Here is a 23682-nt window from a genome sequence, read left to right on the forward strand (position 1 = left end):
ACGGCTTTTTAACTCAACAACTCACTAGGAAATATGGACAAGAAGAAGGTACTGAGGATCGCGGGAATCGTCGCCGTGGTTCTTATCGCGATCTATGCATTCGGTGTTCTAACTGATGACGCCCGTGGTTATGACGAGGTTGAAACCTCCGTAGCCATGAAGCAGCTGGACGAGAAGAACGTCAAGGAAGCTCAGATCAACGATCGTGAGCAGCAGGTACAGCTGAAGCTGAAGAAGTCGATCGAAGTCGACGGCAAGAAGGACATCGAGCAAATCATCGCGAAGTACCCCGGGCGCACGGCTCCGGAGATCTTCGATGCGGTGCAGAAGTCCGAGGCGGAGAAGTACAACACCAAGGTCACTGAAGATAGTTTCCTGGGCAGCCTTTTGGTGATGCTGCTGCCGATGCTGCTGATTTTCGGCCTGCTGATGTTCATGCTGTCGCGCATGCAGGGTGGCGGCGGCATGGGTGCTTTTGGCTTCGGTAAGTCCACCGCCAAGCAGCTCAACAAAGATAACCCGGATACAACCTTCGACGATGTTGCCGGTGCAGACGAAGCGGTTGAGGAGCTGGATGAGATCCGCGACTTCCTGACTGACCCGACCCGCTACGAGGCTTTGGGCGCCAAAATTCCGCGGGGTGTTCTGCTGTATGGCCCGCCCGGTACGGGTAAGACGCTCCTGGCTCGTGCCGTGGCCGGCGAAGCCGGTGTGCCATTCTTCACCATCTCCGGTTCCGACTTCGTGGAGATGTTCGTCGGCGTGGGTGCTTCTCGCGTTCGCGACCTGTTCAAGCAGGCAAAGGAAAACTCTCCATGCATCATCTTCGTCGATGAGATCGATGCGGTCGGTCGCCAGCGTGGTGCCGGCATGGGCGGCGGTCACGACGAACGTGAGCAGACTCTGAACCAGTTGCTGGTGGAAATGGACGGCTTCGGCGACCGCGATGGTGTGATCCTGATGGCTGCTACCAACCGTCCTGACATTCTGGATCCCGCTCTGCTGCGCCCAGGTCGCTTTGACCGCCAGATTCCGGTGACCAACCCCGACCTGGCTGGCCGTGAGCAGATTCTCAACGTACATGCGAAGGACAAGCCGCTAGCCAAGGACGTGGATCTGAAGTCTTTGGCGAAGCGTACTGCGGGCATGTCGGGTGCGGATCTGGAGAACGTGCTGAATGAGGCAGCCCTGCTGACCGCCCGCGTAGAAGGCAATGTGATTACCGCCGATGCGCTGGAGGAAGCCACTGACCGTGTGGTGGGTGGACCGCGTCGCAGCTCCAAGATCATTTCGGAGCATGAAAAGAAGGTCACTGCCTACCATGAGGGCGGTCATACGCTGGCGGCCTGGGCAATGAAGGACATTGACCGTGTGTACAAGGTGACGATCCTAGCTCGCGGCCGCACTGGCGGTCACGCGATGACGGCGCCGGAAGACGACAAGGGCATGTACAACCGTTCCGAGTTGTTTGCCCGTCTGGTCTTTGCCATGGGTGGCCGAGCTGCTGAGGAGTTGGTGTTTGGTAATCCGACGACGGGCGCCTCTGCAGATATCGAGATGGCTACGAACATTGCCCGTGCAATGGTTGTGGAATACGGCATGAGCCCTGTCGTAGGTGCCGTGAAGTATGGCCAGGACGAGGGGGACCCCTTCGTCGGCCGGGGTGGCCAGGGCGGTAACCAGCCTTCCCAGAATGTTGCGAACCAGATTGACGATCAGGTGCGCATGCTGATGAACAAGGCGCAGCAGATTGCCTACGAGGTATTGCGGGACAACCGCGATTATCTGGATACTTTGGCTTCCAAACTGCTGGAGAAGGAGACCCTGCGTCGCCCGGATCTGGAGGCCATCTTCGAGGGGATTGAGACCCGTGAAGTTTCTGACATTTTCCCGATGCAGGATCTGGACCGCCCGTGCGATCACCGGGAGCCGGTGAAGACCCCTGTGGAGCTTGCGCGCGAGCGTGGCGAGGAGCCACCGGAGCGGACGAACTTCTTCTCCGCAGCTCGCCGTGCACGCATGGAGAAGCGTAAGGCACAGAACGAGAAGCGACAGGCAGAGCGTCTGCAGCAGGGGCAGCAGCAGTTCCCACAGATCCAGCGGTCGCAGAACAGCCCGCAAGCTCAGCAGCCCCAGTACGGCCAGAATGGTCAATTCGTCCCTCCGGTACCGGAAGAACGTGGCTTCCAGCTGCCTGCTCATGAGCAGCCGGATCATCAACAGCAGAAGGCACACGAGGCACCGGAGCCACAGGTAGCAGAGGAGGCACAGGCACCTCAGCCGCAGCCGGAACCGCATGTACAGCCGGAGCCGCAGGAGCCGCAGCCAGAGGCTGAGCCCCAGGGACAGCACCGTCGGCAGGAAATGCCGAAGCAAACGTTCCCATGGGAAAAGAACCGGAATGATGACCGGGAACAGGAAGACAACTAGTGAATAACCCTCAACAGCCACTCGCTCCCGGCAACTTTGACCAAGAGCGGGCAGAGGCTGCCATCCGTGAGTTGCTGCTCGCCATTGGCGAGAACCCCGACCGCGAAGGGCTCCAAGAGACCCCAGCCCGCGTAGCGCGCGCCTACCGCGAAACCTGCTCGGGGCTGTACGAGGACCCCACCGAGGTGCTCAACAAGACCTTCAGCGAAGACCACCGGGAGCTGGTGCTCGTCCGCGACATCACCTTCTATTCGATGTGTGAGCACCACCTGGTTCCCTTCTTCGGCAAGGCGCACATCGGATACATTCCCGGCGAATCCGGCAAGGTCACCGGCCTGTCCAAGCTGGCACGGCTCATTGATGGCCTGGCGAAGCGCCCGCAGGTGCAGGAGCGCCTGACCTCCCAGGTGGCTGATGCGCTGGTGGAAAAGCTGGATCCTTCCGCCGTAATCGTCGTCTTGGAAGCCGAGCATCTGTGCATGGCCATGCGTGGTATCCGCAAGCCCGGCGCTAATACGGTAACCTCCGCTGTTCGCGGTGGGTTCCAGAAGAACGCTGCCTCCCGCGCAGAGGCGATGGCGCTGATCCGACCGTGACGGATCCAACTCCTGCCAGCCCCCAGCGCACCCTCGTGATGGGTATTCTCAACGTCACCGAGGATTCCTTTTCCGATGGCGGAGCCTACCCCAACACCGAGGCCGCCTTGGCTCACGCGGAAGCCATGGTCGCCGATGGAGCGGACATCATCGACGTCGGCGGGGAATCCACCCGCCCAGGCGCAACTCGCGTCAACCCAGCCGTGGAGGCTGCCCGCGTCACCCCAGTCATCGAGGAGCTATCCCGTCGGGGAATCGCCACCAGCATCGACACGATGCGGGCTTCGACGGCGCGGGCCGCGTGGAAAGCGGGCGTCACTTATCTCAACGACGTCTCCGGCGGTCTGGCAGACCCCGACATGCTCCCGCTGGCTGCGGAATCCGGACTGCCGATCATCCTCATGCATTGGAACAAGGGAAAAGCCGCTGAGTTCGCCGGTGCCGAGGGCTACCACGATCACGGTGAGGATATCGTCGGCCACGTCATCCACTGGCTGGAAAAGCGAATTGAAGCTGCGGAGGCGGCGGGCGTCACAAAGGAACAGATTTACCTGGATCCCGGCATCGGCTTTGCGAAAACTCCACGGGAGAACTGGCAACTGCTCGGTGCGATGGACCGACTGGTGCAGTTGGGCTATCCGGTGCTGGTAGGAGCTTCGCGAAAGCGCTTCCTCACAGCACTGCGCCCGGCCAGCGATGGCAAGCCTGGCACCCCGGAATCCGCGGACGATGCCACTGCGGCGACCTCTGCACTCGCGGCGGCAGTTGGCGTCTGGGCCGTCCGGGTGCATAAAGTAGCTCCGACACGGGCCGCCGTGGATGTTGCACACGCAATGGCCACCGGATGCGGCCCTGACATCGACGAGCAATGGAGGGCACGACGTGGCTGACCGCATCGAGCTCATGGGCGTGGAAGCATTCGGCCACCACGGAGTGTTTTCACACGAGAAAGACACCGGTCAAAAATTCATCGTTGACATGGTGGTGTGGACGGACTTCCGCGCCGCCGCGGACACGGACGCGCTGGAAAACACAATCGACTATGTGCAGCTGGCCGATATTGCGGTCAATGCGGTCGAAGGACGAGGCACGCCGCGTGGGCAGAGCCACGACCTGATCGAAACCCTGGCCTCGGAGATCGCCGATGAAATTGCCGAGCTCAGCGGGGTTTATGCCGTGGAGGTCACGGTGCACAAGCCCGAGGCTCCCATCGCCCATCCATTCGCTGACGTGCGTGTAGTCGCTAGGAGGTCCAAGCGATGATCACTGTTTTCCTGGGAATCGGCTCCAACCTGCCGGGAGACGTCGGCAGTCCCACTGCGCAGATCGAACGCGCTTATGACCTACTGGAAATGCACCCGGCCATCGACATCGTGGAAAAGTCGCGAATCTTCGCCACTCCGCCGTGGGGCGGGGTCGAGCAGCAGGAATTCCGCAACTCCGTGGTGGCCGTCAGGACATCGCTGGATCCTTTGGCGCTGTTGCATCACTGCCAATTCGCGGAGGCCGTCGCGGGGCGGGAGCGCGAGGTTCGGTGGGGGCCGCGAACTGTCGATGTGGATATACTTTTTGGTTTTGACGCCCAGTTCCAACCCATCCAATCCCAGGGGAAGTGGGGGTTTGAGCTTGTCATCCCACACCCCTATGCCCATGAGCGGGCATTCGTGTTGGTGCCCCTTAATGATCTGCAGCTGGCTCAGGAACCCTGGTGTAGCTTGGCCGGGCGAAGCATCCTGGAGTGGTTGGAAGAGGTCGATCCAGCGGAGCGGAAGGCCATTGTCCCGGCTGCGCCGCGGAGCTAACTGTAACCGCGGGCTCGCTTGGCTAGTCTGAAGAGTATCAGTCTGGAGAGAGTCAAAGAGGGATAAAGAGGCAGATACGATGAGCCCGCTAAAGCGCACGAAGATCTCTACGGTCGCCTTAGTGGCTATAGTCTGTGCTCTTATTGCTTGGGTCAGTACGTTGAGCTTCTATGGCAGTTTCCCGCCGATTAAGGCGACGAGCTCCGTACTGTTGTGGATTTTCGCAATCGTATGCGCGATAGGCGGGTGGGTGATCCGCAAGCGCATCGGCAACAGTGGTATCGGCATGGATCGCACTCAGATGCAGCCGACGACTGTGACTCAGTGGTTAGCGTTAGGGAAAGCAACGGCGTGGGCTGGTGCTGTGTTTTTGGGCCTGTTTGCGGGGGCGGGAATGTACGTTATTCCACAAGCGGGACGTCTAATGGCCGCGGAGGCCGATCTGCCTGGGGTGATAGCTGGGGCGGTGGGGGCTTTGGCTGCTGTTGTGGCCGGTATGTGGCTGGAACGCAGCTGTGAAGCGCCACCGCCGGATGCGCCATTAACGCCCAACGGGCTCGACGTTGGGTAGTGTGTTGACCATGAGCTTCCCGCAGTCTCCTAAGCCACAGCAGTCTCACCAGCCGCAGCAGCCCTTTAACGGGCGCCAGTCCCCGGATGCTCCGGGGTACGAAGATGACTACACTTATCGGGGAAACCAGCTCCAGGGGTCGCAGGTTGCGTCGAACGAACCTTCGAGCTTCTCTCGATTCCTTATGTTCGGCCTAGTGGTACTGGCTCTGCTGGCAAGCGTGCTGATGCTGTTCATGGATTCTGATGGCTGGCTGAAGGTAGCTCTGATCGCCGCTCTGTGGGCCGCGTTCTTTGGCATGGTGCTTGTGCTGCGCTATGCGGGCGCCCTGAAGCTCGCTCGTGAGCAGGCGGAAAACCAAGAGAGCTACTACCAGTCACAGCTGCAGAGCGAACGCGCGCAGCTGAAGAAGCGCGAGGCGGAAACCCAAGCCAAGTATGCGGCGGAAGCCAAAAAGTCTCAGGATGAGCGCGATAAGCACCTGGAGGAGCTACGTGCGGAGCTGGCTCGTATGCGTCAGCAGCTCGCGGAGCTGACCGGTGAGGACTTCGGTGAAGGAGAACAGCGCGCCGTCCGCGCCAAGGCTGAGCGCGTACGCGAACTGAGCCAGGGCAGCGGTAACAATGCGGGTCACGACGCAAAGCCCCAGCAAGCACAGCAGACAAGTCAACCGCATAAGGCGCAGCACCGCAGCAAGCCGAAATTCAACACTGGCACTTTTGCTGCTGTGAACTGGACTGGCCAGGACTCCGAGGAGACCTCCCAGCTGCCGTTGGTTGTGGATACGACCGCCATGGACGAGACGAAGCCTGCGCAGAAGCGTCGCGCTCAGATGCCTAGTGCTGACGCTGTGCGTTCCGGTCGCGATCACACTGCAAACCCTAACCAGGCTAAGCAGCAGCCACAGGCAGCTGAAGAGTCCCGGCCGGATGAGCAGGCCGAAGGCGCTCACGGTCGTCGACGCGCCGACGAAGCCAAGAATGCTGTGACTGTCGCCGACTTGATGAAGCGTTTCAAGAACTAAGTGGCGGAAACAGATATTCAACAGCCGCGTCTGTCGGTCGGCATAATCTCAGCCGGCAAAGTCGGCGTGGCTCTAGCTGAAGCTTTTACACGCGCCGGCCATCATGTGCATGGTGTGTACGCGCATTCGGCACGCTCGGAAGAATTGGCGTCACAAAGAATCCCGAACATTCCCCGCATCAGCCTCGGCAGCACTGCACACGCCGCGCTCGTAATTCTGGCGGTGCCGGATCCGAAGCTTCCCGAGGTGATTGAAGAGGTGGCGCAACACACGCGCGACGGGCAGATCGTCGCGCACGTATCCGGCGCCTTTGGCTGCGAGATTCTGCAACCGATTACCGATACCGGCGCACTGCCGCTAGCACTGCATCCGGCAATGACATTCACCGGAACCCCAGCTGATAGTGAGCGCTTGGACGGATGCGCATGGGGCGTAACCAGCGACTCCGAGGTGGGTGACGTGGTTGCCCAGACACTCGTAGCCAGCCTCGGCGGGGTGCCAGTCGCGATTCCCGAGAACCATCGCGCGGCTTATCACGCGGCAATGGCACATGCAGCCAACCACCTGGTGACACTGTTGACGGATGCGCAAGAAATCCTGGATCGGGCGGTCGACGCACCAGGCGAAAGCCCCGATAGTGCGCTGCTGCTGCGTCGCATTGCCCACGCGGCGGTGGACAATGCCCTGGAGAAGCGCATGGATGGGCTGACTGGGCCAGTTGCCCGCGACGATGCGGCTGCGGTGATGCGCCACTTGGCGGCGCTGCGGAGCCTGGAAACCCAGAACACTAGCGCCGAAAACGCATACACAACCATGGCCCGCCGCACCGCGCTAAAGGCGGGGGCTATTGAGGTCGAAAGACTGCTGGATCTAGAGTAAGAACCATGACGTTCACACCTGGCCAGGCAGAGGTTTTCACGAAGATTGAGGGAATCGGGCAGCTGACCCGCGCAATGCGCAAGGCAGGTCGCCCAGTCGTATTGGTACCCACTATGGGTGCGCTGCACGAGGGGCACCTTTCGCTGGTGCAGGCCGCACAGCAGATTCCCGGTGCGCTGGTCGTCGTCAGTATTTTCGTCAACCCATTGCAATTCGCCGAGGGGGAGGACCTGGATGCCTACCCGCGCACTTTGGATGCTGATGTGGAGAAGCTTAAGGCCGCGGGCGTGGATGCAGTCTTCGCCCCCAGCCCGCGTGAGATGTACCCCAATGGCCCGCGCACTACCATCCACCCAGGTGAGGCCGGTCGCATCCTGGAGGGTGCACACCGCCCAACCCACTTCGCGGGCGTGCTGACGGTAGTGAACAAGCTCTTTACAATCACCCATTGCGATCACGCATTCTTCGGGGAGAAGGATTATCAGCAGCTGCTGCTGATCCAGCAAATGGTCACGGACCTAAACATGGAGGTACAGGTTCATGGAGTGCCGATCGTTCGCGAGGCTGACGGACTGGCGAAGTCCTCCCGCAATGTCTACCTCTCCGCGGAAGAACGTGAGCTGGCACTGACTCTTTCAGCGGCTCTGACCGCCGGAGCTTTTGTGGCCGAGCAGGGCGCCGAGGCGGTTCTGCAGACTGCCGGCTCTATTTTGGACGCCACCCCAGACGTGGAGGTGGACTATCTTGAGCTGCGCGGTACGGACCTTTCCGACTGCCCGGCAGACGGCGAAGCTCGTCTGCTGGTAGCGGCGCGCGTCGGTACGACGCGCTTGATCGACAACGTCGGAGTTCCGCTGGGTACGGGTTTCAAGGGGCTTGACGAGGCTGGCACTGAGGGTGCAGCAGAGTAGAGCCATGGATCAGGATCAACGCCACTCGCACCCTTTCGTAGAGATTTCTGCAGGGGAGTACCGAGCCAGCATTTCCACGTTCGGCGGTGGCCTACGTAGTCTGGAATATGCGGGAAAGCCCTTGGTGGTTTCCTACCCCGAGGGGACTTATCCACCGCTTTCTTCAGGCATTGTGCTGGCGCCCTGGCCGAACCGCACCGCCGATGGTGTGTTCGCCCACGACGGTGTGCTGCACCGGCTGGACATTACTGAGCCAGGACGAGCCACCGCCATCCATGGATTCGTGGGACAGATGGCCTGGCACATTGCCGACCAGGGTGAGGATTTTGTAACGCTGGAGCTTTCTACCGGCCTGCGGGCTGGCTGGCCGTGGCCCTTGCTTTTGCGGATGGCATGGGCCGTACGCGCTGCAGGTAGTGGAGAAGGCGAGGGGCTATTCGCCACCTTTGAGGTGCGCAATGAAGGCGACGCTTCCTGCCCCTTTGGTCTGGGGTGGCACCCCTACCTAAGCGCGCTAGGTACTCCGCTGGACGATTGCGTTGTGCACCTGCCGGTCGGTACGAACCTGCCACTGGATTCTGTGCGAAACCTGCCCGCCGGGCCGGAGATTCCTGCTCGCCGGGTGTTGCCGGACGTGGAAGCGGGCCAGCGTATGGCAGGGGTTTGGCTGGATCACTGTTTCGGTGATGTCGATAGGGCACAGGGGGTGACCGCCGAGGCACAGTTACTGAACCCCGAGGGCGAGGGTGTGCGTCTGTGGGTAGGAGAGGGCTTTAACTGGTTCCAGGTGTTTACCGCGGATCCGGCTCGTCGCGAAGGATACCCCGGTGTAGGACGGGCATTAGCTGTCGAACCGATGACGTGCCCACCGGACGCATTGCGTTCCGGTCGTGACCTTATTCGCCTGCAACCAGGCGAAAAGCGCAGCTTTGAATGTGGGATTTCCTGTGTTTCGCGTGGGGGCGTCGAGACCTAAAACAAAGGTACTTCCATAAATAGAAAAGAATTTCCTTTATAGCACTACGCGGCGTTAAGATTTCTATTGAATCAAACATCCAATAGTTCTCGTCGCTGGTAGTTGTGAACTAAAACGATTGGTGCCTGGGACGGGAACCCGACGTTCCTGGAGGTTCGCAGCTATGACAGCTGAAGGACTACGTTTGGACGCGAGCTGGGTAGACTACGCGCTGGTCGCGCTATACTTCGCTTTCGTCCTCGGCATCGGATGGGCAGCTAAGTCCAAGGTGTCCAGCTCAATCGACTTCTTCCTCTCCGGCCGATCCCTACCCGCCTGGGTGACGGGTCTGGCCTTTATCTCTGCCAACCTGGGCGCCGTTGAAATCGTGGGTCACTCGGCCAACGGCGTGCAGTACGGATTCGAGACCATGCACTATTTCTGGATCGGTGCGATCCCGGCCATGGTCTTCCTCGGCATCGTGATGATGCCCTTCTACTACGGCTCTAAGGTGCGCTCCGTTCCGGAGTTCATGCAGCGCCGTTTTGGCAACGGCGCGCACCTGGTCAACGGCATCTCCTTTGCCGTAGCTCAGCTGCTGATTGCCGGCGTGAACCTACTGCTGCTGGCCAAGGTGGTTAACTCACTGCTCGGCTGGCCACTGTGGGTCACCCTGGTTGTTGCCGCGGTCATCGTTTTGTCGTACATCACCCTGGGTGGTCTGTCCGCAGCGATCTACAACGAGGTGCTGCAGTTCTTCGTGATTATCGCCGCCCTGCTGCCGCTGACAATGATCGGCCTGCACCAGGTTGGTGGTTGGGATGGCCTGCAGGCCAAGGTTGCAGACTCCTCGCACTTCCACACCTGGCCGGGCACCGAAATCTCAGGCTTTGAGAACCCGGTCGTCTCCGCTATCGGTTTGGTCTTTGGCCTGGGCTTCGTGCTGTCCTTCGGTTACTGGACCACCAACTTCGTGGAGGTCCAGCGCTCCATGGCAGCCGATTCGCTGTCCTCTGCACGGAAGACCCCGATCATCGGTGCGTTCCCGAAGATGTTCATTCCGTTCCTGGTGGTTATCCCGGGCATGGTTGCAGGCGCTACTGTCACCCCGATTATGGATGGTTCCGCCGAACCGAACGATGCCATCCTGTACCTGATGCGCGACCTGCTGCCGAACGGCCTGCTGGGCGTGGCCATCGCAGGTCTGTTGGCCGCATTCATGGCTGGTATGGCGGCTAATATTTCCGCCTTCAACACCGTTTTTTCCTATGACATCTGGCAGTCCTACATCGTGAAGGACCGCGACGACGACTACTACCTGAAGGTCGGCCGTATGGCCACCGTCGGCGCTACCGTCATCGCCGTGTTCACCGCCCTGCTGGCATCCAACTTCGGCAACGTCATGGACTACCTGCAGACGCTGTTCGGCTTCTTCAACGCCCCGCTGTTCGCCACCTTCATCCTGGGTATGTTCTGGAAGCGCATGACGCCCACCGCAGGTTGGGTCGGCCTGGTTTCCGGTACGGGTATCGCGATTGTCTACTGGGCTATAGCCACCTTCGGCAGCACCGACGCTAGCTTCTTCAACCTCCCGGGACAGGGCACGGCCTTTGTCGCCGCATCCTTGGCATTCGTCACGGACATCATCGCTTCCATCCTGGTTTCCATGGTCACCAAGCCGAAGCCGGATGAGGAACTGGTGGGCTTCGTCAAGTCCGTCACCCCGAAGGAAAACCTCACGGATGCTGCCGAAGCCAGCCTGCCGTGGTACCGCCGCACCGTACCGCTGGGCATCCTATGCCTGGCCATGGTGCTCGTCCTCAACATCGTGTTCGCTTAACAAGGGCGCAAGTTTTTCAGAAAGGAGTGAATGGACACAATGGCTAAGAACACTGCTAAGAAGGGCTCCCACATGGCGGGTGCCTTCGATATCCGCAATGTCATCGGTTCCCTCATGGGCCTGTACGGACTTGTGCTCTTGCTGAGCTACTTCCTGCTTGACCCGGGTATGGATGTATCCACCGGCGAGCCGAAGAACGAAACATATAACCTGGTGTGCGGGTTGGCCATGATCGCCGTGGCAGCGATCTTCGTACTGTGGACCAAGTTGGATCCAATCAAGATTGATGAATCCGCCGAACCACAGGAACCGCAAACTAAATAACGCATTGCCCGCCCCACTGAAGAGGCGGGCTTTTTCTTCGTGCGCTTCTATGCGCATTAACTAAAGGGAGTGATCCACGCCGTGCAGCATGATTTCAAGGTAACTCGAACGACACTTGCGGATGGCCGCGAGCTGCTGTACTTCGACGATGAACCGGCATACGTGGCAGGGGAGAAACAACGGGAGCTGCACGATTCCCGTGATCTGCCACAGGCCACCACGGAATCCGAGATGCGGCAGGATCCTTTGACCGGCCAGTGGTATGTCTACGCCGCCCACCGTATGAACCGCACGTTCATGCCCCCGGCGAACGAGAATCCGTTGGCCCCGACCAAACCTGGCGAACTGCCCACTGAGGTGCCCGCCGATGATTACGACGTCGTGGTTTTTGAAAATCGCTTCCCCTCCCTGTCCATGCACATGGAGGTGCCGGACGACTTCGCCACACAGGTCGACGGCCAGGAGTTTTTCCCCCGTAAGCCCGCCATTGGCCGCTGCGAGGTCGTCTGCTTTACCCCGGATGTGAACTCCTCGTTTAAGGATCTGCCCTACGAGCGTGCCCGTACCGTCGTCGAAGCCTGGGCCCACCGCACCGCTGAGCTCTCCGCTATCGAGGGCATCCGCTACGTGTTCCCCTTTGAAAACCGCGGCAAGGAAATCGGCGTGACGCTGCAACACCCGCACGGCCAGATCTACTCCTATCCCTTCGTTCCGCCGCGCGCCGCCGAGGTAGCCACGCGCGCTCGCGCTTTCCGGGAAGACACCGGCCAGGATCTTTTTGACGCCGTCTTGTCCGCTGAAAAGGAATCCGGCACCCGTGTACTTCTCGCTGGAGAGCACTTCACCGCTTATGTTCCGGCGGCAGCAAAGTGGCCGGTCGAGGTCATCCTCATGGCCAACCGGGCAGTCCCGGATTTCGCGGCACTCACAGACGAGGAAAAGGATGAACTCACCCGCTTCTACCTAGACCTGCTGGGCCGTATGGATCGCTTCTTCGAGGGCATTGAACGTACTCCCTATATCGCTGCCTGGAACCAGGCGCCGGTGGGGGAGGATCGCGAAAACGGTCGCCTGTACTTGCAGCTGTATTCGATGATGCGCTCTGCTGGGCGCATGAAGTTCCTGGCGGGAAGTGAGTCCGGCCAGGAAGCCTGGATTTCCGACACCACACCAGAAAGAATCGCCGAGCGCTTCCGGGAGGTAGCCGACAATGCCAACTAACGTAAGCCCCCGCTGGCTGCAGACCCGCACCGAGGAGCAGGGCACCGCCGACGTACAATCCCTATTCCAGCAGGTCTACGGCTATCAATCTGCGGGTGTGTGGTCCGCGCCGGGACGCGTCAACCTGATCGGTGAGCACGTGGACTATGCCGACGGCATCAGCCTGCCCTTCGCGCTCTCGCAGCGCACCTACGTGGCCGCCGCCAAGAACAATGACGGTGTGTACCGCGTAGCTTCTCGCTACGGTGACCCAGCCGAAATCGTCCACGTCGAGATTCCTGTTTCCGAGGTTGGCCCCAATAATCCAGCCAACTGGGCCGGCTACGCAGTCGGAGCCATCTGGGCGGCCACCGAGGCCGGGCTGATGCCTGCCGGTGGATTGAACCTCGCCATTGAGTCCGACGTGCCAGTCGGCGCAGGGCTTTCCAGCTCCGCAGCGTTGGAATGCTCGGCGGTTCTTGCAGCCTTCGACCTAAACGGCAGCGCACCCCTTGATGATGCGGTGCGCAGCGGACTCATGAGGGCGTCAATAAGAGCAGAAAATGAGGTAGTCGGCGCCTCCACGGGCGGCCTCGACCAGCGCATTTCCCTATTCGGGCAGGCTGGCCACGCGCTCGCCATCGACTTCGCCGAAGACAGCGCCACGTTAGTTCCTTTCGACATCGCGGCGCGCGGGCTTGCCATCCTCATCATGAACACGAATGCCCCGCACCGCCTGAACGATGGGCAATACGCCGCGCGCCGTGCCGTGATCGATGGGGTGACTGCCGACCTGGGCGTGAGCAGCCTACGCTATGCGAAGGACGCAGAGGCGGACTCCGCCCGGTGGGCACAGGCGAATGGCCAAGACCCACAGCAGGTGGCGGCACGCGTACGCCATGTGGTTAGCGAGATTGCCCGCACCGCGGAAGCGATCCAACAGATCAGTGGTGGAGACGTGGAGGCCTTCGGCCGATCGATGCAGGGCAGTCACGCCTCCCTGCGCGATGACTACGAGGTCACTGTGCCGGAGCTAGATACCGCGGTGGATATGGCAATGGAACAGGGAGCATTGGGCGCCCGCATGACCGGTGGTGGATTCGGCGGCTCCGCCATTGCACTGCTGCGCGAGGATCGGGTGGAAGCAACGGCGCAGGCTGTGGCGGAGGCATTCGCGAAAAAGGGCTTTAATGAACCCGAGTTTGTGGTGGCTTTGCCGAGCGACGGCGCGCACCGGAACGCCTAAATCCCAGCTAAATAGATTAATTGCTGTGCCGCGAGTAAGGTGTTCACCCGTGTTGCGAACAATGCTGAAATCAAAGATCCACCGTGCGACAGTTACGCAGGCCGACTTGCACTACGTCGGCTCGTGCACCATCGACGCTGATCTGATGGAAGCTGCCGACATCCTTGAAGGCGAGCAGATCGACATCGTCGACATCGATAACGGCAACCGCCTGACGACCTACGCCATCACCGGCGACCGAGGCAGCGGAGTGATCGGTATCAACGGTGCCGCCGCGCGCCTAATCAGTCCCGGTGATCTCGTCATAATTATCGGGTACGCCCAGTACAGCGAGGAAGACCTGAAGGGCTACGCCTCCCGCGTGGTTTTCGTGGACGAGAACAACAAGCAGGTGGAGCTCGGCGGAGACCCGGCCCACGTGCCGGACGGCTCGGGGCTCAAGAACCCGCGCCACCCGGAGGCTTAGCAACTGTTGATTGGCTAGGCCTCCCACTTGCCTATTTGTCAGCGGTGTCAATCGACATGTTCTTTAGTGTTACTTTTCTCACAGACCACAATAAAAGATGCATCTCATATAGAACTTTTATTGATGGGGGCATAGGGTGGAAATATGCACTTGACCACGTTTGCAGATCTCGGCCTGAGGATACTCATGGTTCTCGGGGATCTGCGGGAAGGTGAGAGAGTGACTCTCGCTGACCTCGCGACGCGTATCAACGGATCGACTAACCATGTGGCAAAAGTAAATGCCCGGCTCGTCGATTTGGGATGGGTGACTGCCGTACGAGGTAGGAGTGGTGGAGTGTATCTGGCGGATGGGACCCGTCAGGCAAGTGTGGGCAAGATATTGCGCCAATTGGAAGGTCCCGGCGAAGTCGTGGATTGCGAAGGTGGCCAACGTTGCCCTCTTGCCGCCCGCGACTGTGCTCTCCGTAGACGCCTCGCCGCAGCACGCGAAGCATTCTTCGCGGAGTTGGATGGAGACACTATCGGCGACCTCATAGCGAATACCGCACCCGCACCTTCTGGAAAAAGCCGCACTTATCAGAGCCTTGGGTTACCACATACTCCACAGAGGCCTGGCGCAAAAAAGTAAGGAGCTTGACGCTTTGTATATCTCAACTCAACCTCAAACTACTGATATTTCCCTGGCCCCCGAAAATGAGGAAATCATCAAGGCAACTTTGCCTATTGTCGGCGGGGCAATTGAAGACATCACTCCAGTGTTCTACCGCACCATGTTCAAGAAGCATCCTGAGCTGCTCTCTGACCTATTCAACCGTGGTAATCAACGTTCAGGTGAGCAACAAAAGGCTTTAGCCGCTTCCATCGCTACTTTCGCTTCTATGCTGGTCAACCCCGATGCCCCTGACCCACGCGAAATGCTCTCCCGCATTGGTCACAAACATGTGTCCCTCGGCATCACAGAGGACCAGTACCAGATCGTGCATGACAATCTTTTCGCCGCCATCGTAGAGGTGTTGGGCGAAGACGTGGTAACCCCCGAGGTTGCTGCCGCATGGGACGAGGTCTACTGGTTGATGGCCAAAGTATTGATCGATTTCGAGCGCAACCTTTACCGGTCAGCTGATGTGGCCGACGGGGATGTGTTCCGAACTGTTACTTTGCAGGAGAAGAAGCAGCTTTCCCACAACGTCGTGGAGTTTACCTTTAATGGCGTGAACTTCAGTGACGCCTTGCCTGGCCAGTATGTTTCCATTGGAGTTGAACTCTCCGACGGTGCTCGTCAGCTTCGCCAGTATTCCATCGTCGGCACTACGGAGGAGACCTTCACCGTCGCCGTGCAGCGTGATGGCGAGGTCAGTTCTTTCCTCATGGATGAGTTGGAAACCGGCAGTCAAGTGGAAGCCACCCTGCCGGCCGGCGACCTGGTTCTGCAAGACGATGATGCCCCGGTGATTTTGGTTTCACAGGGAATCGGCTCTACTCCGATGGCCGGTATGTTGGCTGCTCTAGTTGCTCGCTCGGCAACGGGTGGGGTACCGAGTGTTACCGCTATTCACGCTGATGCCGCCCCAGAGACTTATGCTCAGCGAGACATCACGGAGTCCCAAGTCTCCGCACTCGCGGAAAACGGTGAAGCTCGCCATATCGTCCGATACCGAGATAACGGTGAAACCGTAGAGCTTGCCAAGATGGCAGAAGAAGGGCTAATCCCACAAGGAGCTCACTGGTACCTATGTGGTGGCAGTAAATTCCTGCAGAACCTGCGCGATCAGCTTGCTGAGCACTCGGATGCGCTATCGCCGAAGGAGATTCACTTCGAGCTGTTTAGCCCCAATGACTGGTTGATTTAAGGTGCGCTAAACTTATGTCCTGTGACTGACGCATCGAAAACCCCAGCTTCTGACGTCCCTGAACAGCTACGCATCCGCCGTGAAAAGCGGCAGCGCATCCTCGAATCCGGCAAGGACGCTTACCCGGTAGAGGTGCCACGCACCCACTCCCTGGCCGAGGTGCGCGCAAAGTGGGCAGTGAAGAAGACTGACGGTGAAGCTGAAGAGCAGCCGGTGGAGGCAGAGGGCGTCACCTACCTCGCCGCAGGCGACGAAACCCAGGATGTAGTGAGCGTGACCGGGCGTCTGATCTTCATGCGCAACACAGGCAAGCTGTGCTTCGCCACCCTGCAGGATGGCGACGGGACGCAGCTGCAGGCCATGCTTTCTCTGGCGGAGGTTGGCGAGGACGCACTCGCGGCCTGGAAGGCTGACGTGGATCTCGGCGACTTCATTGGTGTGACTGGTCGCGTGATCGCCTCCCGCCGCGGCGAGCTGTCCGTCATGGCCAGCGAGTGGGTCATGGCTGCCAAGGCCCTGCGTCCGCTGCCCGTGGCGTTCGCCGAGATGAATGAAGAGACCCGCGTGCGCCAGCGCTACAACGACCTGATCGTGCGCGAGGAAGCCCGCAAGAACGCGATGACCCGCGTGAAGGTCATCCGCGCCCTGCGTGACTACATGGAGGGCGAGGGCTTCGTAGAGATCGAGACCCCGATGCTGCAGACCCTGCACGGTGGCGCGGCGGCCCGTCCGTTCGTGACACACTCCAACGCGCTCGACATTGACCTTTACCTGCGTATCGCGCCGGAGCTCTTCCTTAAGCGCGCCGTGGTGGGTGGCATCGACCGGGTCTTTGAGATCAACCGCAACTTCCGCAACGAGGGTGTGGATAAGTCGCACTCCCCGGAGTTTGCGATGCTGGAGACCTACGCCGCATGGGGTGACTATGACGATTGCGCCCGCACGACTCGTGAGTCCATTCAGTACATCGTGGACCAGCTCACCAAGGGCACCGACCTGGAGGGTACCGGCAAGGTACGCCTGGCCGATGGCACCGAGTTCGACTTCGGCGGGGAGTGGAAGGAAATCGAGATGTACCCCTCGCTGAACGAGGCACTTGCGCGCAAGTACCCCGGCCAGCCGGAGGTGACGATCGACTCCACCGTTGAGGAACTGAAGGAGATCGCCAAGGTTATCGGCCTTGACGTTCCCGCCAAGGGCGGCTGGGGTCACGGCAAGCTGGTGGAGGAAATCTGGGAGATCCTGTGCGAGGACCAGCTGGAAGGCCCCATCTTCGTGCGTAACTTCCCGGTCGAGACCTCCCCGCTGACCCGCCAGCACCGCAGCAAGCCAGGTGTGACGGAGAAGTGGGACCTGTACGTCCGCGGCTTCGAGCTGGCTACCGGCTACTCCGAGCTGGTGGATCCGGTTATTCAGCGCGAGCGTTTCGAGGATCAGGCACGCCTGGCCGCCAATGGTGACGACGAGGCAATGCGTCTGGACGAAGATTTCCTGGCCGCCATGGAGCAGGGTATGCCGCCGACGGCAGGTACCGGCATGGGTATTGACCGCCTGCTCATGGCCCTGACCGGCCTGGGTATTCGCGAAACCGTACTCTTCCCGATCGTGAAGCCAGAGCGCGACAACTAGTCGAGCGGCATACCTAGTAACTAATACAGACGCTAGGGATCCCCTCGGGTGGTACCCGTGGCGACCACCCGACTAGCGTTGCCGTTCAGCGCAAAAGGTGCACAATCGTGCACCTTTTTTCGTATTCGGGTGTAATTCAGGACGCCAATTGCCCCAAAGTGTGACGCGCGCCATTAGAGTGGTTTACGCTACATACATAATTATCCGCACATGCAGATATTTGATTTGCGCTGACAACCAGTGAAAGGTGGCCGCACGAAATGAGCGACCGAAGCAAGCGTGCCGATTCAACTCCTGGCCTGAACAACATCAAGCGAGATGCAATCGGCACGGTTATGGGAGTCCTGACGAAGTTCACAGGCTCCGACCTGGCAGAGAAGTACGGCCTCGGCAAGAAGGTCGACCGCGTTGCCTATCAGTCCACTAAGACCGGTATGCGCACCCTCGGTGCCGTGAACCGCCAGTTCAAGAAGATCAAGGGCTCTGGCAAGCCGGTTCGTCTGGCAAACCAGACCACCGACGAGAACAACCAGCCCGTCCCGACTGAGGCGCCGGCACCGGGTAAGGCACTGTTTGACCTGACCCCCACCGAGGATCAGGAGATGATCGTCGCCGCAGTACGCGAGTTCGCAGAAGAGCGCCTGCGTCCGACCGGCCACGACCAGAATGAGGCATCCGAGCCTGCCGAGGGTCTGCTCGAAGCAGCCGCCGAGCTGGGCGTTGCCCTGATCAACCTGCCGGAGGAGTATGAAGGCATCGCCTCTGCGTCTGGCGCTACCACCAACGCCCTGATCGCCGAGGCTCTGGCATTCGGCGACATGGGCCAGGCTGTTGCCATCCTGGCGCCGGCTGGTGTGGCGAATGTCATCACCAACTACGGTGACGACTCCCAGCAGAAGACCTACCTGCCGGAGTTCGCTGGCGAATCCGTCCCGGCCTCCGCTGTGGTCGTCTCTGAGTCCCGCCCGCTGTTCGACCCCTTCACCTTGCAGACCACCGCCGTCCGCGAGGGCGATGACATCGTTATCAACGGCGTCAAGACCATGGTTCCGAACGCAGGCAAGGCTGAGCTGTTCATCATCGCCGTCAACCTGGACGGTGAAAACACCTTCGTCATCGTCGAGTCCGATACCGAGGGGCTCGTTGTCGAGGCTGACCCGTCCATGGGTCTGCGCGGCGCTGCCCTGGGGCGCGTTCTGCTGAAGGACGTCCGCGTTCCCGCCAGCCAGCTGCTGGGTGGCAAGGACCTATCCGCTGAAGAGCGCAAGGAAAACTACGCGGAGATCATCCGTCGCTCCCGCCTGGGCTGGGCCGCACTGGCAGCCGGCACCGGCGAAGCCATCCTGGAGTACACCAAGAAGTACGTCAACGAGCGCGAAGCCTTCGGCGAGCCGATCTCGCACCGTCAGGCCGTAGCCTTCATGGTCGCCAACCTGCGCATCGAGCTCGACGGCCTGCGCCTGATCCTGCTGCGCGGTGTTTCCCGCCTGGACCAGGGCCTCTCCTTCAACCGTGAGGCCGGTCTGGCTCGCCGTTACGCCTCCGACAAGGGCATGGTCATGGGCCTCGACGGCGTGCAGCTGCTGGGTGGCCACGGCTTCACCAAGGAGCACCCGGTCGAGCGCTGGTACCGCGACATGCGCGCCATTGGCATCGCCGAAGGCGTAGTCGTCGTCTAACTCCCGCCACACATTCGAATCGATATCGAATAAGCACTAGGAACTTCAAGGAACCACATCATGATTAATCTGGAACTCCCCAAGCGTTTGAAGGCGGGCCAGAACCAAGCGCACCAGGCCGCCGCCGAAATCTTCCGCCCCATCTCCCGCAAGTATGATCTCGCGGAGCACGAGCGCCCCGTCGAGCTGGACACCATGGCCAGCCTGGTCGAAGGCATGGCAGATGCCGGCCAGACCATGGCCGGTGCCTCCGGTGGCCGCGGCGATGACAAGAAGAAGACTGAGGGCGTCAAGAATGGCGGCAACATGGCCTCCATCCTCAACGTCATTGAGACCTGCTGGGGCGACGTCGGACTGACCCTCTCCATTCCTTACCAGGGCCTGGGTAACGCAGCCGTCGCCGCAGTGGCCGACGATGAGCAGCTCGAGCGCTTCGGCAAGATCTGGGCCGCTATGGCCATCACGGAGCCGCAGTTCGGCTCCGACTCCGCAGCCGTTGCCGCCACCGCCAAGCTAGATGGTGACGAGTACGTCCTGAACGGTGAGAAGATCTTCGTCACCGCCGGCGAGCGTTGCACCCACGTTGTCGTTTGGGCCTCTGTGGACAAGTCCGCAGGCCGCGCAGCTATTAAGTCCTTCGTCGTCCCGCGCGACACCCCGGGCTTCGAGCTGGTTCGCTTGGAGCACAAGCTGGGCATCCGCTCCTCCGACACTGCGCACTTCATCCTGGACAACGTCCGCATCCCGAAGGAGAACCTGCTCGGTTCCCCGGAGGTGGACACCAAGAAGGGCTTCGGTGGCGTGATGGCCACCTTCGACAACACTCGCCCCATGGTTGCCGCCATGGCCGTTGGTGTTGCTCGCGCCGCGCTGGAAAAGCTGCGCGAGATCCTTACCGATGCTGGTGTGGAGATCAACTACGACGCCCCGGCGTGGAACCAGCCTGCAGCTGCCAGCGAGTACATTCGCCTGGAGAGCGACTGGGAAGCCGCATACCTGATGACGCTGCGCGCCGGCTGGATGGCCGACAACAAGCAGCCGAACAGCAAGGAAGCCTCCGAGTGCAAGGCAAAGGCCGGTCGCATGGCTACCGACCTGACCCTGCGCGCGGTGGAGATGGCCGGAGCTTATGGCTACTCCGAGCGTGACCTGCTGGAGAAGTGGGCTCGCGACTCCAAGATCCTGGACATCTTCGAGGGCACCCAGCAGATTCAGCAGCTGGTTGTTGCACGACGCGAGCTGGGTCTTTCCTCCAAGGAGCTCAAGTAAGAGCCAGCGCTTAAGGCGCCCAGCCTGTTAAAACAGGCGCACCGAGTGATCAACGGGGCCATGGCCTTTACCGACTAGCAATTTGTCGGCATTGGCGATGGCCTCGTTGAGCCATTTAGTGGACCATTCCAGTGCTTGCTCTAAGGAATCGCCTGCCCCCAGCCGCGTGGCCAGGGCAGAGGACAATGAACACCCCGTGCCGTGGGTGTTTTTGGTTTCCACCCGTGGCGAACTGACTTTGTGGGTTGTCCCGGATGGGGCCACGGCAATATTTCCGGCCTCCGACCCGGCGAGATGACCCAGTTTCACGATCACGGTGGTGTCGGTTTTTGCCGCCCACTGCGTCGCGATTTCAACTGCTTCCTGCTCGCTGCTGGCGAGGTCGGTGTTGGTAAGGAGTGCCAGCTCGGGGAGATTCGGCGTCACCACAGAAGAAGCAGCAGCAAAGTCCCGCAGTGCGTCCTCGGCATCGGCAGTGAGCAGCCGATCACCGGAGGAGGCTACAGCCACGGGATCCAACACCGTAGTGACATGGTGTTTCTGCAGGTAATCGCGCACAGCCTGAATGGTTGCTGTATCGCCAAGCATTCCGATCTTTACGGCATCAACGGCGACGTCTTCGAAAACGCAATCGAGCTGCGCGCGCAGAAAATCCAGCGGGGGAGTGTGGATTTCGCGCACGCCCTGCGTGTTCTGTGCAACGAGTGCGGTGATGACGGACATGCCATAGCCGCCTGCCGCCATGATGGATTTGAGATCGGCCTGCGCGCCGGCTCCACCCGTCGGGTCGGTACCGGCGATGGATAGAACGCGCGGGCGGAGGGGCTGAGATTGTTGCTGGTTCATACCCCTCATTATTGCGCACCCAGGCGCGCACCTGTGTGGGGCGGTGTTTGGAGCCCAGCCCGATTGGTTTTCGCTTAGATTGGTTTTCGTTTAGGGTTGCGGCAGTTCGCGCGGAACCACCTTGCCCACCGCATTGCGGGGAAGCTTGTCCAGGTAGATGAAGTAGCGCGGCACGCTGTGGCGAGCTAGATGCGCCTTGACCTCTGCCTTTGCTTGCTCCTCAAACTCCGCCTTTTCTGCGTCAGTCAGTTCGGCGGCAGTCTTGCCATCCGGTACAACCCACGCGCACAGGGCCTGTCCGAATTCCGGATCCGCCACACCACGCACGGCCGACTCTGCGACGAAGTCCATGGAGTTGACCACATCTTCCGTCTCCTGGGGGAAGACATTCTCTCCGCCGGAAACGATCATGTCGTCACTGCGACCGGAAATAAACAGCAGTCCATCCTGGTAGTAGCCGAGGTCACCAGTGGCGACCATGCCATCGATGATCTCCTTATCGGAGCCGGGGCGGGTATAGCCCTCGAACAGCATGTCGTTCTTGACGAAGATGCGACCGATCTCGCCTTCCGGCAGTTCAGTGCCGTTGTCGTCCAGGATCTTCAGAGTTGTAGCCATGGGCGGTTTACCGGCGGTGTTGATGTGCTTGCGCAGGTCCTCCGGTGTTGCAATAGAAGCCCAGCTGACCTCGGTGGAGCCGTATAGGTTGTACAGCACATCGCCGAACTTTTTTTGAGTCTCGCGCACAACATTCGGCGGCAGAGCCTCGCCCGAAGTGGCGATGATCTTCGTGCCCGGGTTAAATCCCTCCGGCACAACCTCCAACATACGGCGCAACATCGTCGGCACCATGGCAATCGTGTACGGCCGGTTCTTCTCAATCAGCTGGACGGCACCTTCGGGGGAGAAGCGGCGCTGCATGATCATCGTGTTGCGCAGCGCCAGAGCCAGCTGGATCTGCGCGAAACCCCACGTGTGGAACATGGGGGCAGAAAGGAACGACGGACGGTGGTGGCGCATCGGAATGCGGCTCATGATGGACGACGCCGGCATGTATGTCTTCGGCTCCGGTCGCCGCGCGCCCTTGGGGGTGCCGGTGGTTCCTGAGGTGAGGATGATGGTGCGGCCCTGGCGCGGACGATTGGGAATAGAGAGGTTCTCCGGTGTGGTGCGCAGAACCTCGTTGAGGGACGCCCAGTCTTCGCTACGGGTGGCGTAGTCTCCGCTTGCGATTGCGTCGCGAATATTGGAAGGCTTCTTCAGCGCTTCCTCGGCCTCGCGGGAAAGCCCCAGCGTATCGCCGTTTTCCCAGGCGATGATCACCGGGCAAGCATCGAAATCCTTCGGCAGCAGCGGCAGGAATTCCTCGTCGATAAAGAGGATGTCGATCTTTTGCTCCTGGATCACGGCCTGGGTCTGTTTTGCCGACGCCCCCGTATTGAAGAGGACAATGTCCGTACCCAGTCGGCCATGTGCACACAGAGTGAGGATGAACCCGCGGTGGTTGCGGCACAGAACGCCGATGCGATCGCGTTCGCGGACGCCGGTGCGGAACAGGGCTTGCGCCAAGGCTGTGGATTGTTCGTGGAGTTCTTGGTACGTCATCGAGCCCGCGTCATCGATAATGGCCGTGTGGTAGGGGTCGCGAGCAGCACCGATGGCAAGTAGGCCGGCAGGAAGGAATGCCCATTGGAAGACTCCCTTGAGAGCCTTGGAAGCGGCGACGGGGCTCATGGAGCCCAGCACTCCGGATTTGAACAGGGGCAGGGTGCCTTTAAGGAGTGTGCCAGCAGTCCCGATGTGATCGGTGAGGGTGGGTTTCGGCAACTGAGCGGCGGCTGCTGCGTTCATTTTTGGGTGACTCTCCTTAGGGGTCTTCCTCAGGCTTGGTGAGCTAGGCTTGGCGAGCTTCAGTGGTCTACATCACTGTAATGTTCTAGATACGAAAATGTCTCACTTTGAAAAAATAACTATGAGAACAACATATGTGGGGGCGCGTGTAGAAAGCGGGTGTTGAAGCGGGGTGGTAGGTGCAAATTAGGCTGAGTTGCTGCCGCGCAAGCGCTTATCGAGACGTGCGTTCGCTGACGGCGTACAGCCTAAAATGTGTGGCTAGAATTGTCTGTTGACCTGCTGATACTTGGGTATCTGGGGTGGGGGTGG

22 protein-coding genes are annotated in these 23682 nt (G+C 60.3%); 20 read left to right on the forward strand and 2 right to left on the reverse strand.

Annotated features, from left to right (window positions below; genetic code table 11):
• The first annotated feature begins 33 nt into the window (after window positions 1-33).
• The 20 genes from ftsH (at window position 34) to AC06DS_RS04450 (ending at window position 20673) form a co-directional block, all read left to right on the forward strand.
• Window positions 34-2430, forward strand: a complete 2397-nt coding sequence (ftsH, locus tag AC06DS_RS04355) for an ATP-dependent zinc metalloprotease FtsH (protein WP_477101110.1) — start codon at window positions 34-36, stop codon at window positions 2428-2430.
• Window positions 2430-3026, forward strand: a complete 597-nt coding sequence (folE, locus tag AC06DS_RS04360) for a GTP cyclohydrolase I FolE (RefSeq protein ID WP_477101111.1) — start codon at window positions 2430-2432, stop codon at window positions 3024-3026. Before ftsH ends, folE begins: the two co-directional genes overlap by 1 nt.
• A gap of 38 nt (window positions 3027-3064) precedes the next feature.
• Window positions 3065-3916: a dihydropteroate synthase gene (gene folP / locus AC06DS_RS04365; RefSeq protein WP_293791145.1), complete on the forward strand. Its 852-nt coding sequence runs from the start codon at window positions 3065-3067 to the stop codon at window positions 3914-3916.
• Window positions 3909-4289 (forward strand): dihydroneopterin aldolase, encoded by a 381-nt coding sequence (folB, locus tag AC06DS_RS04370; RefSeq protein WP_293791053.1) that lies wholly within the window; start codon window positions 3909-3911, stop codon window positions 4287-4289. Before folP ends, folB begins: the two co-directional genes overlap by 8 nt.
• Entirely contained in the window at window positions 4286-4828 is a 543-nt protein-coding gene (folK, locus tag AC06DS_RS04375; protein ID WP_293791054.1) for a 2-amino-4-hydroxy-6-hydroxymethyldihydropteridine diphosphokinase, read from the forward strand. Before folB ends, folK begins: the two co-directional genes overlap by 4 nt.
• Window positions 4829-4907: 79 nt before the next feature.
• A complete protein-coding gene (locus AC06DS_RS04380; protein ID WP_473963523.1) occupies window positions 4908-5399 on the forward strand; it encodes a DUF3180 domain-containing protein in 492 nt (163 codons plus the stop codon).
• Between the two features lie 10 nt (window positions 5400-5409).
• Window positions 5410-6423 (forward strand): DUF6779 domain-containing protein, encoded by a 1014-nt coding sequence (locus AC06DS_RS04385; RefSeq protein ID WP_477101112.1) that lies wholly within the window; start codon window positions 5410-5412, stop codon window positions 6421-6423.
• Window positions 6424-7302 (forward strand): Rossmann-like and DUF2520 domain-containing protein, encoded by an 879-nt coding sequence (locus AC06DS_RS04390; RefSeq protein WP_477101113.1) that lies wholly within the window; start codon window positions 6424-6426, stop codon window positions 7300-7302.
• Between the two features lie 5 nt (window positions 7303-7307).
• Entirely contained in the window at window positions 7308-8213 is a 906-nt protein-coding gene (gene panC, locus AC06DS_RS04395) for a pantoate--beta-alanine ligase (protein ID WP_477101114.1), read from the forward strand.
• Between the two features lie 4 nt (window positions 8214-8217).
• Window positions 8218-9189 carry an aldose 1-epimerase family protein gene (locus AC06DS_RS04400; RefSeq protein WP_477101115.1) on the forward strand — a complete coding sequence of 324 codons (972 nt, stop codon included), beginning with the start codon at window positions 8218-8220 and terminating at the stop codon, window positions 9187-9189.
• 163 nt (window positions 9190-9352) lie between these two features.
• Window positions 9353-11008 carry a sodium:solute symporter family protein gene (locus AC06DS_RS04405; protein WP_293791060.1) on the forward strand — a complete coding sequence of 552 codons (1656 nt, stop codon included), beginning with the start codon at window positions 9353-9355 and terminating at the stop codon, window positions 11006-11008.
• A gap of 39 nt (window positions 11009-11047) precedes the next feature.
• Complete coding sequence (locus tag AC06DS_RS04410) at window positions 11048-11332, forward strand: hypothetical protein (RefSeq protein WP_293791061.1); 285 nt, start codon at window positions 11048-11050, stop codon at window positions 11330-11332.
• Window positions 11333-11401: 69 nt separating this feature from the next.
• A complete protein-coding gene (gene galT / locus AC06DS_RS04415) occupies window positions 11402-12553 on the forward strand; it encodes a galactose-1-phosphate uridylyltransferase (protein WP_477101116.1) in 1152 nt (383 codons plus the stop codon).
• Window positions 12543-13778, forward strand: coding sequence for a galactokinase (gene galK, locus AC06DS_RS04420; RefSeq protein ID WP_477101117.1), 1236 nt, complete (start codon window positions 12543-12545; stop codon window positions 13776-13778). Before galT ends, galK begins: the two co-directional genes overlap by 11 nt.
• Window positions 13779-13827: 49 nt before the next feature.
• Window positions 13828-14244 carry an aspartate 1-decarboxylase gene (gene panD, locus AC06DS_RS04425; protein ID WP_477101118.1) on the forward strand — a complete coding sequence of 139 codons (417 nt, stop codon included), beginning with the start codon at window positions 13828-13830 and terminating at the stop codon, window positions 14242-14244.
• Between the two features lie 186 nt (window positions 14245-14430).
• Window positions 14431-14874, forward strand: coding sequence for an RrF2 family transcriptional regulator (locus AC06DS_RS04430; RefSeq protein WP_477101178.1), 444 nt, complete (start codon window positions 14431-14433; stop codon window positions 14872-14874).
• 13 nt (window positions 14875-14887) lie between these two features.
• Window positions 14888-16096, forward strand: a complete 1209-nt coding sequence (locus tag AC06DS_RS04435) for a globin domain-containing protein (RefSeq protein WP_293791066.1) — start codon at window positions 14888-14890, stop codon at window positions 16094-16096.
• 21 nt (window positions 16097-16117) lie between these two features.
• Complete coding sequence (gene lysS, locus AC06DS_RS04440) at window positions 16118-17725, forward strand: lysine--tRNA ligase (RefSeq protein ID WP_477101119.1); 1608 nt, start codon at window positions 16118-16120, stop codon at window positions 17723-17725.
• Window positions 17726-17985: 260 nt separating this feature from the next.
• Window positions 17986-19404, forward strand: a complete 1419-nt coding sequence (locus AC06DS_RS04445) for an acyl-CoA dehydrogenase family protein (RefSeq protein ID WP_293791068.1) — start codon at window positions 17986-17988, stop codon at window positions 19402-19404.
• A gap of 60 nt (window positions 19405-19464) precedes the next feature.
• Window positions 19465-20673, forward strand: a complete 1209-nt coding sequence (locus tag AC06DS_RS04450; RefSeq protein ID WP_293791069.1) for an acyl-CoA dehydrogenase family protein — start codon at window positions 19465-19467, stop codon at window positions 20671-20673.
• Between the two features lie 27 nt (window positions 20674-20700).
• Here AC06DS_RS04450 and thiD read toward each other — a convergent pair whose 3' ends face one another.
• Window positions 20701-21519: a bifunctional hydroxymethylpyrimidine kinase/phosphomethylpyrimidine kinase gene (gene thiD / locus AC06DS_RS04455; protein ID WP_477101120.1), complete on the reverse strand. Its 819-nt coding sequence runs from the start codon at window positions 21517-21519 to the stop codon at window positions 20701-20703.
• 90 nt (window positions 21520-21609) lie between these two features.
• Entirely contained in the window at window positions 21610-23370 is a 1761-nt protein-coding gene (locus AC06DS_RS04460) for an AMP-binding protein (protein ID WP_293791071.1), read from the reverse strand.
• Window positions 23371-23682: the final 312 nt, after the last annotated feature.

The sequence above is a fragment of the Corynebacterium sp. TUM25015 genome, from assembly GCF_056393505.1.

Bases quoted from the DNA above. Each gene is read 5' to 3' on its own strand.
- AC06DS_RS04410 (WP_293791061.1), top strand. From the start codon at position 11,048: ATGGCTAAGAACACTGCTAAGAAGGGCTCCCACATGGCGGGTGCCTTC.
- AC06DS_RS04450 (WP_293791069.1), top strand. From the start codon at position 19,465: ATGATTAATCTGGAACTCCCCAAGCGTTTGAAGGCGGGCCAGAACCAA.
- panC (WP_477101114.1), top strand. From the start codon at position 7,308: ATGACGTTCACACCTGGCCAGGCAGAGGTTTTCACGAAGATTGAGGGA.
- AC06DS_RS04405 (WP_293791060.1), top strand. From the start codon at position 9,353: ATGACAGCTGAAGGACTACGTTTGGACGCGAGCTGGGTAGACTACGCG.
- ftsH (WP_477101110.1), top strand. From the start codon at position 34: ATGGACAAGAAGAAGGTACTGAGGATCGCGGGAATCGTCGCCGTGGTT.
- folK (WP_293791054.1), top strand. From the start codon at position 4,286: ATGATCACTGTTTTCCTGGGAATCGGCTCCAACCTGCCGGGAGACGTC.
- AC06DS_RS04385 (WP_477101112.1), top strand. From the start codon at position 5,410: ATGAGCTTCCCGCAGTCTCCTAAGCCACAGCAGTCTCACCAGCCGCAG.
- folP (WP_293791145.1), top strand. From the start codon at position 3,065: ATGGGTATTCTCAACGTCACCGAGGATTCCTTTTCCGATGGCGGAGCC.
- thiD (WP_477101120.1), bottom strand. From the start codon at position 21,519: ATGAACCAGCAACAATCTCAGCCCCTCCGCCCGCGCGTTCTATCCATC.
- AC06DS_RS04430 (WP_477101178.1), top strand. From the start codon at position 14,431: ATGGTTCTCGGGGATCTGCGGGAAGGTGAGAGAGTGACTCTCGCTGAC.
- AC06DS_RS04445 (WP_293791068.1), top strand. From the start codon at position 17,986: ATGAGCGACCGAAGCAAGCGTGCCGATTCAACTCCTGGCCTGAACAAC.
- AC06DS_RS04380 (WP_473963523.1), top strand. From the start codon at position 4,908: ATGAGCCCGCTAAAGCGCACGAAGATCTCTACGGTCGCCTTAGTGGCT.
- AC06DS_RS04460 (WP_293791071.1), bottom strand. From the start codon at position 23,370: ATGAACGCAGCAGCCGCCGCTCAGTTGCCGAAACCCACCCTCACCGAT.
- galK (WP_477101117.1), top strand. From the start codon at position 12,543: ATGCCAACTAACGTAAGCCCCCGCTGGCTGCAGACCCGCACCGAGGAG.
- AC06DS_RS04400 (WP_477101115.1), top strand. From the start codon at position 8,218: ATGGATCAGGATCAACGCCACTCGCACCCTTTCGTAGAGATTTCTGCA.